The sequence below is a fragment of the Leptospira kmetyi serovar Malaysia str. Bejo-Iso9 genome, assembly GCF_000243735.2.
Classification (GTDB): Bacteria; Spirochaetota; Leptospiria; order Leptospirales; family Leptospiraceae; genus Leptospira; species Leptospira kmetyi.
This window is the reverse complement of the sequence record NZ_AHMP02000002.1, coordinates 29,694-45,945: the sequence shown is the minus strand read 5'-3', so window position 1 is coordinate 45,945 and position 16,252 is coordinate 29,694. Positions and strand designations below refer to the sequence as shown.

General features: G+C 39.3%; 18 protein-coding genes and 2 pseudogenes. 7 read left to right on the top strand and 13 right to left on the bottom strand.

Annotated features, from left to right (window positions below):
* Positions 1–24 precede the first annotated feature (24 nt).
* The 6 genes and pseudogenes from LEP1GSC052_RS02250 to LEP1GSC052_RS02220 all read left to right on the top strand — a co-directional run bounded on the left by LEP1GSC052_RS02250 (position 25) and on the right by LEP1GSC052_RS02220 (position 4,158).
* The gene (locus LEP1GSC052_RS02250; RefSeq protein ID WP_010572140.1) at positions 25–312 is read left to right on the top strand and encodes a hypothetical protein; all 288 of its coding nucleotides are present in this window, start codon (positions 25–27) and stop codon (positions 310–312) included.
* A gap of 24 nt (positions 313–336) precedes the next feature.
* Positions 337–630 (top strand): annotated as a pseudogene (locus tag LEP1GSC052_RS21600) (HigA family addiction module antitoxin).
* A gap of 29 nt (positions 631–659) precedes the next feature.
* Positions 660–842 (top strand): annotated as a pseudogene (locus LEP1GSC052_RS02240) (hypothetical protein); the annotation flags it as partial.
* A gap of 68 nt (positions 843–910) precedes the next feature.
* Positions 911–1,168, top strand: a complete 258-nt coding sequence (locus LEP1GSC052_RS02235; RefSeq protein WP_010572138.1) for a hypothetical protein — start codon at positions 911–913, stop codon at positions 1,166–1,168.
* Between the two features lie 558 nt (positions 1,169–1,726).
* Complete coding sequence (locus LEP1GSC052_RS20655; protein ID WP_010572136.1) at positions 1,727–3,073, top strand: serine/threonine-protein kinase; 1,347 nt, start codon at positions 1,727–1,729, stop codon at positions 3,071–3,073.
* A 26-nt stretch (positions 3,074–3,099) separates the two neighbouring features.
* A complete protein-coding gene (locus LEP1GSC052_RS02220) occupies positions 3,100–4,158 on the top strand; it encodes a hypothetical protein (RefSeq protein ID WP_010572135.1) in 1,059 nt (352 codons plus the stop codon).
* Between the two features lie 278 nt (positions 4,159–4,436).
* On the opposite strand, the gene LEP1GSC052_RS02215 is transcribed toward LEP1GSC052_RS02220, so the two are convergent.
* The 13 genes from LEP1GSC052_RS02215 to LEP1GSC052_RS02155 form a co-directional block, all read right to left on the bottom strand.
* Positions 4,437–4,868, bottom strand: coding sequence for a hypothetical protein (locus tag LEP1GSC052_RS02215; protein ID WP_010572134.1), 432 nt, complete (start codon positions 4,866–4,868; stop codon positions 4,437–4,439).
* A gap of 9 nt (positions 4,869–4,877) precedes the next feature.
* Positions 4,878–5,354: a hypothetical protein gene (locus tag LEP1GSC052_RS02210; protein ID WP_010572133.1), complete on the bottom strand. Its 477-nt coding sequence runs from the start codon at positions 5,352–5,354 to the stop codon at positions 4,878–4,880.
* Positions 5,339–5,905 carry a hypothetical protein gene (locus tag LEP1GSC052_RS02205; protein ID WP_156892090.1) on the bottom strand — a complete coding sequence of 189 codons (567 nt, stop codon included), beginning with the start codon at positions 5,903–5,905 and terminating at the stop codon, positions 5,339–5,341. The genes LEP1GSC052_RS02210 and LEP1GSC052_RS02205 overlap by 16 nt, the downstream gene beginning before the upstream one ends.
* 179 nt (positions 5,906–6,084) lie before the next feature.
* Positions 6,085–7,764 carry a hypothetical protein gene (locus LEP1GSC052_RS02200; protein ID WP_010572131.1) on the bottom strand — a complete coding sequence of 560 codons (1,680 nt, stop codon included), beginning with the start codon at positions 7,762–7,764 and terminating at the stop codon, positions 6,085–6,087.
* A gap of 53 nt (positions 7,765–7,817) precedes the next feature.
* Complete coding sequence (locus LEP1GSC052_RS02195; RefSeq protein ID WP_020985505.1) at positions 7,818–8,465, bottom strand: hypothetical protein; 648 nt, start codon at positions 8,463–8,465, stop codon at positions 7,818–7,820.
* 45 nt (positions 8,466–8,510) lie between these two features.
* Positions 8,511–8,942, bottom strand: a complete 432-nt coding sequence (locus LEP1GSC052_RS02190; RefSeq protein WP_010572129.1) for a hypothetical protein — start codon at positions 8,940–8,942, stop codon at positions 8,511–8,513.
* A gap of 2 nt (positions 8,943–8,944) precedes the next feature.
* Positions 8,945–10,753, bottom strand: coding sequence for a hypothetical protein (locus LEP1GSC052_RS02185; RefSeq protein WP_010572128.1), 1,809 nt, complete (start codon positions 10,751–10,753; stop codon positions 8,945–8,947).
* The gene (locus tag LEP1GSC052_RS02180) at positions 10,734–10,961 is read right to left on the bottom strand and encodes a hypothetical protein (RefSeq protein ID WP_010572127.1); all 228 of its coding nucleotides are present in this window, start codon (positions 10,959–10,961) and stop codon (positions 10,734–10,736) included. Before LEP1GSC052_RS02180 ends, LEP1GSC052_RS02185 begins: the two co-directional genes overlap by 20 nt.
* A complete protein-coding gene (locus LEP1GSC052_RS02175; protein ID WP_010572126.1) occupies positions 10,958–11,734 on the bottom strand; it encodes a hypothetical protein in 777 nt (258 codons plus the stop codon). The genes LEP1GSC052_RS02180 and LEP1GSC052_RS02175 overlap by 4 nt, the downstream gene beginning before the upstream one ends.
* An 81-nt stretch (positions 11,735–11,815) precedes the next feature.
* Complete coding sequence (locus LEP1GSC052_RS02170) at positions 11,816–12,559, bottom strand: hypothetical protein (RefSeq protein ID WP_020985503.1); 744 nt, start codon at positions 12,557–12,559, stop codon at positions 11,816–11,818.
* A gap of 60 nt (positions 12,560–12,619) precedes the next feature.
* Complete coding sequence (locus LEP1GSC052_RS02165) at positions 12,620–14,068, bottom strand: hypothetical protein (RefSeq protein WP_010572123.1); 1,449 nt, start codon at positions 14,066–14,068, stop codon at positions 12,620–12,622.
* Positions 14,049–14,870 (bottom strand): hypothetical protein, encoded by an 822-nt coding sequence (locus tag LEP1GSC052_RS02160; protein ID WP_020985527.1) that lies wholly within the window; start codon positions 14,868–14,870, stop codon positions 14,049–14,051. The genes LEP1GSC052_RS02165 and LEP1GSC052_RS02160 overlap by 20 nt, the downstream gene beginning before the upstream one ends.
* Positions 14,867–15,796: a hypothetical protein gene (locus tag LEP1GSC052_RS02155; RefSeq protein WP_010572120.1), complete on the bottom strand. Its 930-nt coding sequence runs from the start codon at positions 15,794–15,796 to the stop codon at positions 14,867–14,869. The genes LEP1GSC052_RS02160 and LEP1GSC052_RS02155 overlap by 4 nt, the downstream gene beginning before the upstream one ends.
* Positions 15,797–15,937: 141 nt before the next feature.
* On the opposite strand from LEP1GSC052_RS02155, the gene LEP1GSC052_RS02150 reads away from it, so the two are divergent.
* Complete coding sequence (locus LEP1GSC052_RS02150; RefSeq protein WP_156892089.1) at positions 15,938–16,123, top strand: hypothetical protein; 186 nt, start codon at positions 15,938–15,940, stop codon at positions 16,121–16,123.
* Positions 16,124–16,252: the final 129 nt, after the last annotated feature.

Genomic DNA, 16,252 nt, shown 5'->3' with positions numbered 1-16,252 from the left:
AAATTATAAGAAAAGAGGCTAATTATGTCAGCGAATTTAGAGCAAGATCTTGAAATGATTCGAAGATGCGAAGCCGACTTGAAAAAAATTGGAATCGAAAAATTAGGGATAGCTAAGTTAGATTTTGGGGAAGGTGATGAGGACATTATAGTACTTGCAGAATTCCGGGAAGAGTCGAAAGATTTTAGCTCCTTTATGGGTGCAAGGATTTTCATTGAGGAAATCCTTAATAGAAAAATCGAGTTTGGGTCGCGCGCAACTTTAATAAAAGACATACAGCTAATTGAAAATAATATAGTTTATGTTTTTTGAATAATATTTTAAGATAATACTAAAGTGAAAAATAATCCCAATGTTCATCCTGGTGAAATTTTAAATGAAGAGTTTATACTTCCATTAAAAATCTCTGCATATCGACTAGCGAAAGAAACAAAGATATACCCAACGCGAGTTAGTGAGATAATTTAAGGGAAGCGGGGAATTACAGCCAATTCTGTTTTAATATTTTTTGGAAATTCAATAGAGTTTTGGATGGGCATTCCAAACGAATATGAAATCAGAGAAGAGCGCCAAAAGAATTTAACGGAACTAAAAGGGATTAGAAATCATAAAGATCTTATTAACGCTTAGAAGTGCCGAAGTCATAAGGATAGTATAATATGAAAGAAGTCATTGAATACAAAGGCTTTATAGGTTCCGTCCAATTTAATTCAATCGATGAAATATATTTTGGAAAAATTGAAGGAATAGAAGATTTGATTTCATTTGAAGGGAAATCGGTTACTCAATTGGAAAAGGCATTTAAGGAATCAGTAAATGATTATATACTATTATGTAAAAAATATGATATTAAAAGCAAAGCCGTAAGTCAAAACAAAGAAACTATTTCATCCAAATTAGCTGACGATTTATGAAAGATAGAAATTGGATTAATTGTCCATCTTGCGGTATAGAAGTAAGTACGGTTTTTAGTTCTGACCTTGCAGAAAATTATTCAGTTAAGGGCTATGACTCTATTAAAGTATTAGGGTTAGACGGTTATTTTTGTAGGGTTTGCAAAGATGGAATTTTTACAAGGGAATCGCAGAACCATATTAATTCAGTTATTGCCAAATTCAAAGCTAAAACAGAAGTAGTAGATACCGATGCGCCAGAGCATACAGAATAGGTGAGCGTACGTCGGGACAGAATTACATATTATCGGAAGTAGAAAAGGGACGCGAATCGGCCCCAAGAGACAAAGTTTCTTCGGCTTCGCGCAGGTTTTGTGTGGCTACAAAACGACGATCTCAAAAATCTAATGGCGCTCGCCTTTCATTCTAAAAATCATAATATAAGAATCCTGAATCTCTCTTTTTCAGGGAAATTTCAAAAAAGTGAATGTGTTTTTTCAACACGCCGATTGAATTGTGCGCAAATCAGCGTAAGAGAAAAGGAAGGGAAATGGCGGAAGAAGGTATTCGAATTTAATACAAAAAAGTTTGCGAAATTATGCAAAACTTATCAGAACAAATAGGCAAAGAGGTCTTATTTGTCTTAGGCTCGAATTAGGTTTAGATGCGCATGATCCTTAACGTTTATTCACAAACTTAAATCTATAATCCTTGGTCTCAATTGGATTCGAAGCAATTCGATTCCAATCGTAAATGAATTATGAAGACGGAGGAACAATTTTGTGTGTAGGCAGATAGAAAATAAATAAAATGGAATAAATACGAGGAAACAAATGAAAGATAGATTTTTAATTCTTCAAGATACTGCTGGAGAAGGCGGGTTTGGTAAAATTGACAAGGCAGAGGATATAGAACTGTCCAGAGAAGTAGCTATAAAAACATTAGACCCATTATTCAAAGACTCCCCGAGCAATGAGGACATTGAAAGATTTAGGAGAGAGGCTAAAAATTTAGCAAAATTAACTCATCCAAATATACCCGCGATTTATGATATTTCATTTATGCCAAATGAAAAGGATTTCAAAATTTATTTTCAATGGATAAATGGAACAAGCTTAAAATCCTATATTCAGCAAAGAGGATATTTAACTTTGCAAGAAGCGACAAAATATTTTAAATTCATTTGCCTTGCTATTTCTTATGCGCATAAACATCAAATAATTCATCGTGATTTGAAGCCAGCAAATATTATAATCACTGATGATCTCGAATCTTGTTACATTGTTGACTTTGGATTATCTTTGAATAAAGCAGATTATTCCAGAGTTACTGGTGATTCGGCAATTGGTACACCTGGGTATATGAGTCCGGAGCAAGAAAACGGGGGCGAGGTTGACGAGAGGAGCGATATTTATTCATTAGGCGTTATATTATACGAATGCTTATCAGGACATAGGCCCAGGGTAGGCGATTATAACAATCTATCTGCCGCAAATGAAAGCATACCTGTTACACTGGATGCGTTAATTAAAGAATGTTTAAATCCAAAAGATACTAGAATAAAGTCTGTGGAAGAGTTTCTAAAAAAATTAACCGAGTCGCAACGTCCGAAATCCACACTTTCTGATGTGTTATCATCTGGATCGCTTGCAGAAATTCAAACTAACCTATCTAGCATTACAGTTCAAGGATTTAATTCTTTACCAGTTGGACAAAAAAGATTAATTAAAGCTCGCATTAAAGACCTTGTTGATGTAAACAAGCAACATTTAAATCAAGCTCTTTCCTCTATGTTATGTACGATAGTTCCATTGTCAATTAACGATGAACCGGACTTTGAATATTATTATAAGGAATCATTACGTTTTGGTTTCGAGAAGAAGATGACAGATAATTGGATCGGAGATATTCAAGTTAGAGAAGCTGTAGCGAATGTAATTAAAGAATTAGAAAAAAATGCACTTTTAATTGTAAGTAATCTAATTTTTGCATTATGGGAAAGGAATCATAGAGAAAGTGAGCTTCAGGAAAAATGGTTTTACCATGACTTAAGGGAAGTCTTCCAAGGAATTTTAATTAATGAATTTTGCAGTGATGAAATTGCTCAACAAATCGGTGGGCTATTAGAAGATTTAAACTACAAATCTCATAAAGAGCATTTGGAAAAAAATAGTAATTAATAATCTTCGATAAAATTCGGATTAAAATGAACGTTTCAACATTTATTTTGGGCGCAGGATTTAGTCATTCAATTGACTCGTCATTCCCGCTAGCAAATTCTTTGTTATATGAAGCTAAAAAGAATAATTTAATTCCTGACGACCTTTACGGAACTTTACTCGTTGATTATATCAATAAATATTTTGGTGATTCCTGGGAAAATGTAAATTTTGAAAAGGTAGCCACATTTCTTCAGAATTCTCCTTTTTCTTTGAATGGAGAAAACATAGCTATTTATTCAATACTTTACGATCATTTAATTGGATTAATTTCATCCATAATAGTGAATCGGAAAATAATCCAAGCTATTTCAAATGGATCTCATCATAGATCAGAAATTCTAAAAAAATTGCTAAATTATATTGTTAAGCATAAAGCAACAATAATTTCTACAAATTATGATTTAATCATGGATAATTTACTATTTAAGAGCGGCGCTTGGACTCCAGGGGCGGGATATGGCCCAATATTAGACCCTATTCCGCATATAGTTAGAAATTTAGAAAATAGCATTAAAGGATCAAATTACTATATTGAATCAGATTTAAAATTATTCAAGTTGCATGGTTCGTTGAATTGGGCAGTACCAATTCATCAAGCACCATGGAAATCTAATGAATGTTACCTAAATTTACCAATTACCCGAGGAAGTGAAACATGGCTAGAGGCGACACAAGTTACGTTTAACAACGAGGGGGTTGGTATGACGTGGCCTTACGCTCCCTTTATTATCCCACCAGTATTTGGAAAAAAGTTAGATTCAAATATTATTCATGATATTTGGTTTAGAGCAACGTCGCGCATGAAGATAAGCACGAAAATATATGTAATTGGATATTCTTTTCCAGATTCGGATTTATTATTTGAACGAATGATGAGAGAAGGCGGTAGTAAAGGAATTTTTGAACAAGAAAAAGAAATTCACATTGTGAATAAATTTATTGACGATTCGATGAAATCAAGAATTGAAAATATATTCTACAATACGAAGATAAAATACTTTGAAGTCGATGCAATGGAATTTATTGAAAAACATTTGTATTAATTATATTGCTCATTCAGAAAATTATTGGGATTATTGCATCTAATTGCCTTAGTTCGATTTAACTCCTGACTCCGGTCTAGAGTGTTACCGATGTGCCAGTACACTCAAAAACGTATGCGCATTATATGAGACATAAATGGCATTATCGGAAGTGAATGACATGACACTCTGTTTTTTTCGATTTCATTTAATGTAGAGAGCCGCGCAAATTTAAGGACAACAACACTATCCTATCATTTTGTTTAAAATATTCGGAAGATTCACGACGTTATCAATGATTATAGGGAAGAATCAAATTTGACTAATGAAAAAGACGGAATTTCGCTTTGCTTAATTAGCTGTTGTTCAATAAACTTAAACGGATAGACTATTTGAATGAATGTATATCTATTTGTCGTTGTACTTGAGGCTTTGTGTTTCGCAGAATTATTAACGACATCAAAATCTAATTTTTTTAGCCCTTCAATTAAAATTTGAAAACTATCTCCAGCTAATCTTTCTCCTAATTCCAATTTGGAATGTGGACATATTTTCGCTTTTTTGGGATTAAGTTCTTTCTGATTTTCTGCCCAACAATTTCGATCAGTTTTATATTTAAAAAATCTTCCTTTATTTTCTATTTTCACAACCGACTCTGGTATCCATTTTCTCGCCGTTATCGATGCTGAATCACATTCGATTGAAACATATTGAGTTGTATAAGTTGCCAATCAAATTTCCTAAACGTCTTTAATTAGAACGCCATAATTTTCAGGGGTTAAAGAAAACATTTCTTCAACGAGATCCGAATCTAAGTCCATCGCTAAATCCCTAATAATCTTTCCAATGATATGAATATCCCGTTCAGAAATTTTTTTGTTCAAGTCTATGAAATACTTCTCTTCATTTTCTTGGATCTCATTTTCAAATTCTTCATCTGAAATTATATTTCGATCCACTTCACTCATCAATTTAAGAAAATTTGTTTTCTTAATTAAGTTCTTAATTGCCAAGGTCTTAATCGAGTCTAGATAAGCCATGTCTCCTAACTTGTTATTTAGTAACGCAAGCATATTAGAATAATCTGATTCGTTTATTTCGAATTTAACTATATTCCCTTTTTCGTTTGTATCTATGGTTACTCTTTTAGTCGGGATTTCTTTCGGAATTGAAGTTACACTCGGAAAACTAAAGATTTCATCTATACTGACACCCATCTTACAACCTCCTCTTTGTTTTTTGTTACAGTTTCGGTTATTGAATTTTCTAAAAAAGAATCTCTATTAAATTTGTTCAAAAATTGAATATGGATATTGCTATTATCTAATGAAATAAACATTTCTTTATTTAAAATATTTGGTTCGATCTTTATAAATTTAAAGGCCGAAATACCATACCCAGCCACTTTGATTTCTTTTAGCGATTGTATGGTCTCTATCGAAGCATTAACTTCCTTTAATTCAAATGATAATTCAATGACTGCAGAATCAACTGGTGTATGCTGTAAATTCTGAAGAATTCTATCCGCTACTTTTTTCGCATATTCCATCGTTTCAACTTTAAGATTGTTGCATACGATCTTGATTGTTGAGCTTGAAGGATAGATTGAAATAAATTTTTGCGAGAACCCGAATTCTATAGCATCTATATTAAAAAGGACATCAAATGGGTCATTCGATTCAAATAGAAATCGCTGAACCCAGGGGGGAGTGAAAATCCTTGGGTTCCAGGCACCATTTAATAATAATTGTATTCTATTTGGTTCCACAAGCACATATTTCCAATTAACCCTTTACGGGCTACTGAATTTATCGCTAAATTCAGGTTGAAATCTTGCGTTTTTTAGTCTTTTTATATATTGTTTCAAGAAAAAAATTAAAAAATGAAACATCATAAAAAAATTATTTTTGAAATTCTCCTAAAATCGAAAATTAAAGACATTGTCTTTTATTTGGACCGAATCAACAGTCCGCTCGGATTCGAAAAAATCGACGCCAATTTCATTAAATCCCCCGTAATTTTTTGAACATCGCTCACAATCGCGGAAATCCCCGTTGAAACTACCGGAAGCAGAGCCTTCTCTATCCCCCCAACCACCTGAGTCAAAGAACTCATAGCCTTCTGATTTTCTTTGAAAAGGTCTAACATTCCCTTATTTAGATCGTAACCGACCTGAGCCGCGTCCGCGCCGACATCCGACGCAAACGTCTCTTTTTTCAGGTTATCCAGCTCAAGACCTTTGTTGTAACCGGCTTTGATCGCAGAGTTATCCGAACCAAAATCCTTGTAACCGAATTTTAGATCCGACATTTCCGAAAAACTTCCGCCGGACATTTTTTGAATAATTCCGCGCATGTTGCCGTCAAGACCTGAAAGTGCGGAAGACATGTACTTTCCAGGGTTCTTTTCGGAATCTCGGATCGCTTTGAAAACGTCACCTCCGTTTGCCTTAAAGGATTCCGCCATAGACAGAGAGCCGAAGATTCCTCCTCCGAACGCTCCGTTCCTACCTTGATCAGAAAGTTGTTCCGCGAGAGCCATTTTCCGAGTCGGGTCCATTCTGGATCCGTCTCCCCTCCCGATTCCCGCAGAGAATTTAGCATAATCGGAAATATCACCGGAGTAGCCTTTCGCACGAAGATTTTCCGAAATACTTGCAAGTTTTGAAATATACTCAGATTGACGAAGTTCGCCGAAACCTGTAGCATTTGCGCCTCCCCGCAAATATCCTAAATTAGCATTCTTTGATTCTTTTCGGATCGTCTCGAGCTCGCGTACAACCTCAGATAACCCCTTCCCTTGTGAGGAGGCGAATTGAATTGTTTCGGAATCGATTTGGTTTCCTTTTCCATAAACGGAATTACCGGTGACGCGACCGCGCATAACGTTTGCTTGCGCGAGCTCTGCGTTTGAAAAATATCCGCCACCTCCTCCGAGATAGCGGCCGGTCGCTCCAATCGTAGAGGCTTGCGATTGCATTGCGGCGTGATACTGCTCGCCGATCGCAGAGATTGTTTTTAAAACTCCACCCGCTACCGCGAAGAGCGCGCCGACAAAAGGAAGTGATCCCGCCGCTGAGGAAAGAGTCTGACCTTTTACCGATCCGCCGTCGGTACCGTTCCCGCCTCCACCGGTACCCGGAAGATTCCCAAGACCTCCCTTGTCCAGATTTGCGGATTGGATTTTAAGTTCTGCTTTTTGAATTGAGAATTGCTTAGCACCGCTAAGATTTGTTAAGCCAGAGGTGGAACCATCGCTTGATTCTTCTTCCTCTCCAGATCCTTTTTTCTTTTTCTTCTTAGAAAGAAGATCCTTAGCCGCTGAAATCTTTTTATCTAATGCGTTGTAGAAACCTCCGTGACCGGTCTCGTCAAGATCCGAGCCGTCTGCACCGATCTTGTTTGCGATTGCACTTCCGTTTCCGTATTTGGAGGCAGATTCTTTAAAACGTTTTTTGAAATTCTTAGGATACCAAGACCCACCTTTTCCGCTACCTTCTCCGCCTCCGGGAGAACTCGGAACCTTTACGTCTTTTTTTGCTTTTCGCGCGACCCGCTCAATTTCCTTATCAACACCTTTGAAATCTGGATTTGCCCGGACCGAAATATCTATGTGTTCGCTAGACATTCTTTAACTCGGAATCGATAAGTTTAAGAATTTCCTGTTTTTTGAGGTTTGCTTCATGCGTTAGCATCTCTTTTGAATACCCGGCTTCCGTTTCCAGGATAGTTTTGATTGTCGGGGATAAATCCGTTAGGAATTGGTCTGGTTCGGTTTTCATCACCTGCTTTCTTTGGGAAAGAAGATTGATTCTCTTTAGAAGTTTCTGAATGTCCACCCTCGAAATCGCTTCGATTAGAAATCGTTTCTGTTCCGGGTAGAAGTTCCCGAGGTGCTTCACTCCCCTGGGGAAGATTTGAAACTTCGTCATTAGAAGAAGGTCGTAAAGATTCTCCTCGTTTGAAAGAGCGTCGAGTGTCCCGATTTTTTTTTAACTCTGATCTAAACCAGTTCTCTTTCTTTTCGTATTCTTTAAAAAGATGAATCACGAATTCCTTGTCCCGGATTCTTTCGAAGTTATCTAAATCTTGGATCGGAAAGTTCTCTGGAATTTCTTTGATAACAAGATTGAGTGTAGTCGTTGCACGGATATATCCATACGTATAATTTCGTATTGATTCGAGATAGGCACCGTTCAAACGTTTTGCGATCGCAATGTCAATGTCGATCTCTAAGGAAGGATCAGCAATTTCGGCTTCAAACTGATACGATTCTCCTTCGTATTTCGCGGATAAAGTAACTCGTGTATTCGGATCAAGGATTCTCATAAAAAGAGATTAAACCGAATACACGAGAATCGGAGAATTGAAAGGTTAGTTAAACGCCTCCATCGGTTCCCAATCAACAAGTTCGAATTCTATCTCACGGCCTGAGAGTTCGTTATTAGAAATTCCGAACCCCTCCGTATTTACCGCACCCGTTAAAAGCCCGACACGTTTTCCTGAAATTTTGTCGATTACTAAAATGTCGTAAAGATCGTCTGCGTGTTCGTCGTGAAACGTGTCGATTTGAACGACTCCCTCGATCGCGGTCTTTAAAATATGAAACTCACCCGAAGCCGTTCCCTGCCAGTCTAACGATTTTAAACCTTTCGGTTTTCTTGTTCCTATTGCTTGAATTCTTTCTTGGTGGTTGTTAATATTCACACGTAGGCTCTTCATAAAGCCCACGGCCATTCCGTTTATTTTGACAATGGCGTCATTCCCCGTAAGTACCGCTGGATTTGGTCTAGCCGATTTTGCCATGATCAACCCCCGTTACTCACGCCGCGCACGACATCGAGATTGATCAGGAAAAACATATAGTTGATCGGGGTTACGATCTTGCCGTCAGGGAAAACGAAATAGATTACGTCTCCGTCGCGTCGTATATCGAAGTCCTCTCGAAACGCCGGTTCACCCGTATATATGTTTCGAGTAAGCCAACCATACTGACCAATGTACACATTACGAAAACGTTGTATAACGGCGGTACGTATGTCCGCGTCCGTAAGATTGGAGCCGAGAGCTGAAGGATCGGTCGGAACCTCACCGATAAAGGTGGAATCAAGCCATTCCCGGAAATCTTTTACAAGGGCAAGTGCCGTACAAATTGTTGAGGCTTGATTCTTAATTAAGTTTTGGCTTTGATACGCTGTGACTGCGAATTCAATTTTGAAAGGTCCAGCGTTCGGTTTTCTCGTAATAACAAGACCACCTGCTCGAAGGACTTTTTTAATTTGTGTTTTGGTGAGTTTCTCCGGCGCATCTACAAGGTTGAGGTCTTTGTAGGTTACGGTTTCGCGTACGTTCGAACTTGCTTTGATTGCGTTGTGTAAAACAGACGTCATCCAACCCGGATACGTTTTTAAAGTAACGCGATCGGAAGCGTAACGAGTGACAGGTGAGAATCCTAAAACAAGAAACTCGGAGTTCGTTCCCTTAATATCATCGATTCTTTGATCAAAGGATTTTGTTAAATCAAGTCCGGCTCCGCCGAATCTTTCGTCCGCACCCTCGGGAGAGTTTGCGCTCGCCAGCTTGTCCGCGAGATACAGAACAACACTTGTAAGAGAGGTACAAACGTTTACATAAAAGCCCTTACAAATCTCAGTATCAAATACGGTATCGATCGCATTGAGATAGGCTTGCGGAGTTACGACTCCTGTGCTTCCACCCGACAAATACGCAAAGGCGGCCATGTCGGAGAGAGGTTTTCTGACCGCACCCGATTTTATCTCCGCGAGACTGTTTCCTAAAAAGAATTGTTCCTGTTGGTAAAGGAGGGACTTGAGAGTAACCGAGTTCGATTTGACATCGACATTCTCGGTTAAAAGAATATGATCCAGGGTCGAAGTTTTCTTGTCCGGCGCAGATAAAAGAGAAATTTCGTATCCGGTTCTACTTGAAACAAAACCTACGATCTCTTGAAGTGTTGCGTAATCCTTTACCGGAACGATTAAGTCCGCAGAACCATCTGTCGAAGCCGTACCGGAAAGAGTGATTCGAAGTTCTGAACCATCAAAAGAAATTGTTGCGTTCCCGGCATCCCCGACATAGCGAATCCGAAGATCATTCGACTCAAGTGGTGTTGAGGTTTGAATTCCATCGCCGTCCCCTACTTGGAGAATTGTTCCTCCGCTTGTGACGCGGAACCTGATTTGATTTCCCCGAGGTCCGGGAATAACACCTTGTACAACTACTGTTGTACCCGTAAGGGTCGTGTTTGCTGTAAACGACGCGCGAACGTTAGGCGAAATGTTTAACGCTTTAATCGTTTGCGGACCCGAAGAAAACCTAGAATCCTTCGAAGGAGAAAATGCGCTGATCACCGCATCCGCTAAATCTCCGGAGTAGAGAATGGAACGAGCCTCGTCGGCTCCACCAAACTCAAGGATTCGTTTAGAAGATTCTAAACTAGAATCGTTTGTATCGTATCCGTTGTCCGCCGGACCGATCAGAATGAGCGTATTTAGATCGGGAGAAATTCCCGCTGATTGTGCTTTTGTTCGAAACGCGCCGCGCGTTCCCGGCTGAATAAAACCTCTACCAAGAAATTCAACGTCTCTTGTCCCCAAACAACCCCCTCCAAACCTCTTCGTGAGGTCTGTTAGCGATTGCTTTTAGCTCCTTTTTAAACTGCTCCCGGAAGCGGGGAGAAATGGCTTTACCGAGTTCCCTTTCTTTTTGCAAAAGAAACTCGTCAGCGGATAAACCTGTATTCGGTTTTGAAAGATTTTTTGGATCCGCTTTTAATTTTTGAAATTGAAGTTCATCGTCTTTCAATGATTCGTTTCACCTAAATCAAAGCTCTCGAATCGAGTTCGGCTTTTCTTTAGGAATACATCGAAAGACTTCGTATCGGGAAATAACCACACGGGTTTTAATCGAAAAATCGATTTAGTTTGAACTAGTCTGACCTTAATCTCAAAACCCCAAAAAGGTTCTGAAAAATCGGTAGTTGTAAGATTTGGTTCGGTGTCCTCGGGTAAGAAAACGTTAAGTCCTGGATAAAGTATTGGAAGATCGTTTGCTAGAAGAAGAGTTACAGCAAGACAAGCGTCATACAAAAATTTATTTGTATTTCTTCCGGCGTTTCCGGTTGAGAATCCTGTGATGATTACATCGGATTCAACGTTTAACTGAACCTGTTGAATAATTTTACTTCTAGAAAACTCGTCTAAGAATGCTTTTGTAGAAAGTCTCTGACTTTCAGGTAACTGAGAAATGTCTTCTAAGTATTTCAAAAACGATTCGGAGTTCTCAAAATGAAGATCATTCATTCCCAGAAATTGAGTGTGTCTTTCCGAAGAGCACTCGATTCCTACTTTCGGAAATTTCGAGTTCGGACCTTTCGTTGAAATCCCCTCTTGATAGAGTGGGTGTCCGTGAACAACGGGGACGTCCAAATTTCTATTTGAAATCCCGGTTAAAGGAAGACAATCTCGAAAAAAATTTACGACCGCATCCTCCGGCGGAGCGGGATAGGTTAGAAGAATTGCACCCTTATCTCTTCCATCCTCACGACGAACACTTTCTTCTCGAAGGCTTTGATCCATTGAAAAGAAAGATTAAACTATCTTTTCAAATCGGAATTTTTCTTAACAAGTATCCAAAACGATTTAGAAAAAATGTATGGATCATTTCTTTTTCCTTTTCTGTAAAAGTTCCTGAATTAGATTTTTTGTGTCCGAGGCTACTGCTCTTCGAAGGATCTTCGATTTTAAAGCCTTATCTACATCCTCTCTAACTCGTCCGAAGATTTTTTGAGCGGGGATTACAGGTTGAAAGAATTTTGTACTCTTTTCATTGACCACGACAAACTTTAAGTAAGAACGTTGAACGTTCCCGTTTCTATATTTTTGTTCGGCGACAAACGCATTCCCCCGTCCAGCCATTCCGGCATCAATTCGGTACTTGTATTTATTTCGTGTGACCGTCTGTCCATGAGCATTCTCTTCTCGAAAAGTTCCGATCTTTATAATAGCGGAATTGATTAAATTGTTTTCGGGACTTACAGGAGTTCCGTCCTCGTTTTTTTTTATTGGAACGATTACATACGGACCGTTCTCACCCATACGGGCGCGGCTCCCTCCAAGTAAAGAAGGTCTCATGTCATAACGTCCCCTACCCTTTTCAAGAACCGCAAGATAATTGTATTTTCCTTTATTCGGATGATAGACTTGGAACCCGCCCGGAATCCTACGAAGTAATATACCTCCGCCGCCTCCGGCCTTGTTTGACATCGCCATCCGACCCCACCAGCTCGGTTTTGCGGCTAATGTGTTTGTGACTAGGGACTCTCTCGCCGCTGTTGCGATTTGATAAAGTACTCTTTCGGTATCCGGGAACTTTCCTTTCTTGTATAACTGATCAAAGTTCATATAGAAAGAAAGGGGCGAACGCCCCTTTTAATTAGAAAATTTGAATATTGAGGAATTGATTTAGATTCTGACAGGAACGTTCGTAAAAACCCGGAACTTTTCTTCGGCAAGGATCTGTAGAACGCTATAGTTTTCTACGATTCCAAGTCGGGAACGAACCACCCCGCCTGCACCATACGGAAACAAAGTTTTCGTATATCCGAGAAGCTCGGAAAGTATCAGAGTTCTTGTATCGTCGGAAGAGGATTTACTATTAAAATCCCCCATAACCATAATCGTCGTACCGGGTAAATCTTCGTTAAGGTCTTGAACGATCGTCGTCGGACCCGCAGTGTTTTTCTTAACTTCCCGCATGTAGCGGATGATTCCCGAGTTCGGTCCGGTTTCTCTGAAGATGGCATAACGTGTCTCAGGAACCCCGCCCGTTCCGGGAGTGATCGTAAGTTCTGAAGCTCCGTTTAAAGGGATTGAGATACTTTGAGCGGAACTTGCCTTAGACCAATTCTTTAGATCCCCTGCACATACTCTGTACTTGTAATCACCAACATAGGAGCCTGTGAATAAAGAACCCGGAACCGAATTCAAAGTAGATACGTTAAACGACGGCATCGCCGGAGAATGTGTATCCGAGGTTGGACCTTCTACCCAATGTCCGTTTTGATCTCGTCTGAGCGGAACTCCCCACTCGTGACGATCCATCCAAATGTCATCGTCAAAAACAATAACTCCGTCTTTTGAGTTTGAATCTGCGACTCCACTGACGACGTTTGACATCGTTGTCGAACCCGGCGTCTGGTTGTTGTTTTGAATAACGATCCCATTTCCCGAACGATCATACGTTTGGTCATACAGGGCTTTTGTTGCGGGGTGCATTTTCGCATAATTGACAAGACCGAAATGTCTTGTTCTGATTTGCGAAGAATAATACTTCATTTGATCGACCGCCGGAAGAGACCCGCGACAATCCGTATAGAAGTCGTTACCTAACGCTTTAATTTGAGTTTCAAATCCATCTTGTTCGAGTTTGTTTAGATCCTTTTTTCCAAACCAAATCCGTCTCATCTGGGATTCCATTCCTCGCTTGAGAGCGGCGTTTGACTGAGCAAGTTCTGGGTCTTGTGAGTTATTGACAGTATCGACTACTTTGTTATAGCTAAACCCCTCGGCGATATAGTTGACTTCGTTGTAAAGACGTTCAAATACCGCGTCACGATAAGTCGGTTCGTCCGACTGACCAATGTACGAAGAATTGTACCAACCGCCACCGTGCGATTTGTTTCTGTTGTATTCCGCGATGACCTGATTGATATTTCGTCTAGGAGTTTCTTTTAAAAACTTAAAGTCTTTGTCTGTGGAAACGGTCGCAACAAACACTTTGTCGAGAGATTGCATCGAGAGAACCGCACCCGATGAGCTGAAGTCGATAAAAGGAGAAGCTCCGTTTTGAGCGGTGTTTGCTTCAAACGCTTTTTTAATTTCTACAAGTTGTTCAAATGTGTGTGGACCCACTCTTTAGCACTTCCTTATATTCGTTAAAAAATGCTTGAGCGCGATCAGACAGTTTCCAAGTAGACTCGAAGTACGCCACGTCTTCGAGCTGACATTTTCCTAGTTCAATGCCTTTGATTATTTGATTACTTACTCTTTCTCGATCAGTTCCAGCTATAACACCGGAACCCAAACTGGATTTGCCGTTTTGATTTACTTTCGTTACAGGATTTTTTTCAGAATTCGGTTTCTCGGATAAAGATCCGATTTCGGATTTTAGTCTTTGAACTGAAGAAGAGAGTTCTTCTGTTTCTTCGGATCGATCGAGGAGGTGCTCGATTGCGGCCGCAAGTGTTTCCTGACCGGATTTTAGAATTTCTAACGTGCTTTTAAATTCTTGAAAGATTGCGAGTTTTGCTTTTTCAATTTCTTTTTCTTTCTCTTCTTCCTCGGTCTCCTCCTCCTTCTTCTTTTTTTCCTTGTCTTTTTTCTTTATTTCCTTTTCTTCCTTCTCATCCGTTTCTTCGTCGTCATCATCTGAACCGAGTTCAGATTTATTTATCTCTTCGTCTTCATCGTCTGCTTCATCGAAATACGCGTTTATCACGTCTTCCGCAAACGATCCGGCATCAGAATCCGGGACACCATGTGCAACCGCCCATTCTTTTACACTATCCGTTTCAGGAAGAACGCTTCCAGAATCAAGAAGAGTCGTAACCTTTGACGCTAATGTTTGTAAATCCGGAGTACCCGGAGTTTCAGACTTCTTTATCGGCTTAGTAGTCAAGCGCGATCGAAGTCTATCTATCGCATCGGAAATCATAATCTTTCTCCGTTTAATTTTAGAAAAAGAGCGTCGGTTAGATTTTCTAAGTCTTCTCCTTCAATGCTGTATTCCGATAAAAGAATGGATCTGATCAAAGAAGAGCGACACTCCATTCCCTGATGTACTATACGATCCTCAATATCGTTAAAAATTAATTCGACAAAGCGGTCCTGCGCGATCGGATCGGATTGAAAAAGTTTTGTAAGAAAGGCGAGTTTTCTTTCTATGCGAGAAATCCTATCTAACTCTAGGTTTTCTTGGAGTGTGGTTGGTCCAGGTGAGGTCAAAACTCCAACGAGTTCGGATTTTTCTAAATCACGAAGATAAACTGCACCTTTAAGAAGTTGAACAGAGGTGTCCGGATTAATAACCTCTTGCAAGGGAGCTAAGGCACATTTTTTAAGTTGGATTTTTCGAATTTTATTTCCTTGATAGTCTTCTCTTCTTGCAAATCCGCTTACCGAAGCTCCCCAACCGTTGAAACCTGCCTGTAAACCTTTTTTGATTTCCTCGGCGAAACTGTTTCCTGGAAAAAGGCGGCCTTGGATATATACGCCGTCGTTTTTGATTCCAAGATGAGAAGGAAAATCGTCTTTAAATCCGATCTGTTCCGGTGCGCCTATAATCGCTTTTGTTTTCGCGTCTTGAAGCGCGACGAGTGTCGTACCGGTTAGTTTTCCTTCTTTTTTGAGTTCTCTGATTTCTTTATCGATTATATCGGTAAGGTGGTTGTAATCGAAGTAACCTTGAGAGGTAAATTCACTTCGCATATCCTGATCCGCGTACGCAGATTTAAGGATCACCTCTCCTTCTTTGTCCTCTCGCTCCGAAGAAGCTCTGACCAAGATTTTAATCGCACCGGTCCTGTCTTCAGGACTTGCTTTTAAAATCTGGAATGGATGTAAAAACGTAGTCTCTTGCATGAAGACTACTCATATTCGAAAAAGTGGAATCGGCGGTTAAAATGATTCGAAAACGGATCAGTCGAAAGAATTTTTTTAAGAATTCTTCCGAAGATTTACAAAATATAGATTAGGGCTGATATGCTCGAAGGAAATTTTAAAATGAATAATTTAATTGTGTATATAGTGATTCGAAATGGAATGAGGATCTATAGAATCGAGAATCTTGAAAATCGAAAATATATCGAGATCGTTTTGGACAACGTTTTTAGAACGGATCTAATTAAAATGTTAGGCCAATCGATCGAAGAAGAGCTGATTCAAATTTGCGAACCGCGATTAAAATAATAAATTGAATAATATAATTGTGAATTTGAATTTCAGGTTCACAATTATTCTTCGGTATAGTCGCCACGTAGAAATTTAAAAAGAACGATGAAATAACTACAATCGTAGACTATAACCATCCATCCTTCT

What these genes read in the sequence shown, in the direction of transcription:
- LEP1GSC052_RS02250 (WP_010572140.1), top strand. Translation starts at nt 25, where the DNA reads ATGTCAGCGAATTTAGAGCAAGATCTTGAAATGATTCGAAGATGCGAA.
- LEP1GSC052_RS02235 (WP_010572138.1), top strand. Translation starts at nt 911, where the DNA reads ATGAAAGATAGAAATTGGATTAATTGTCCATCTTGCGGTATAGAAGTA.
- LEP1GSC052_RS20655 (WP_010572136.1), top strand. Translation starts at nt 1,727, where the DNA reads ATGAAAGATAGATTTTTAATTCTTCAAGATACTGCTGGAGAAGGCGGG.
- LEP1GSC052_RS02220 (WP_010572135.1), top strand. Translation starts at nt 3,100, where the DNA reads ATGAACGTTTCAACATTTATTTTGGGCGCAGGATTTAGTCATTCAATT.
- LEP1GSC052_RS02210 (WP_010572133.1), bottom strand. Translation starts at nt 5,354, where the DNA reads ATGGGTGTCAGTATAGATGAAATCTTTAGTTTTCCGAGTGTAACTTCA.
- LEP1GSC052_RS02200 (WP_010572131.1), bottom strand. Translation starts at nt 7,764, where the DNA reads ATGTCTAGCGAACACATAGATATTTCGGTCCGGGCAAATCCAGATTTC.
- LEP1GSC052_RS02195 (WP_020985505.1), bottom strand. Translation starts at nt 8,465, where the DNA reads ATGAGAATCCTTGATCCGAATACACGAGTTACTTTATCCGCGAAATAC.
- LEP1GSC052_RS02190 (WP_010572129.1), bottom strand. Translation starts at nt 8,942, where the DNA reads ATGGCAAAATCGGCTAGACCAAATCCAGCGGTACTTACGGGGAATGAC.
- LEP1GSC052_RS02175 (WP_010572126.1), bottom strand. Translation starts at nt 11,734, where the DNA reads ATGGATCAAAGCCTTCGAGAAGAAAGTGTTCGTCGTGAGGATGGAAGA.
- LEP1GSC052_RS02170 (WP_020985503.1), bottom strand. Translation starts at nt 12,559, where the DNA reads ATGAACTTTGATCAGTTATACAAGAAAGGAAAGTTCCCGGATACCGAA.
- LEP1GSC052_RS02160 (WP_020985527.1), bottom strand. Translation starts at nt 14,870, where the DNA reads ATGATTTCCGATGCGATAGATAGACTTCGATCGCGCTTGACTACTAAG.
- LEP1GSC052_RS02155 (WP_010572120.1), bottom strand. Translation starts at nt 15,796, where the DNA reads ATGCAAGAGACTACGTTTTTACATCCATTCCAGATTTTAAAAGCAAGT.
- LEP1GSC052_RS02150 (WP_156892089.1), top strand. Translation starts at nt 15,938, where the DNA reads ATGAATAATTTAATTGTGTATATAGTGATTCGAAATGGAATGAGGATC.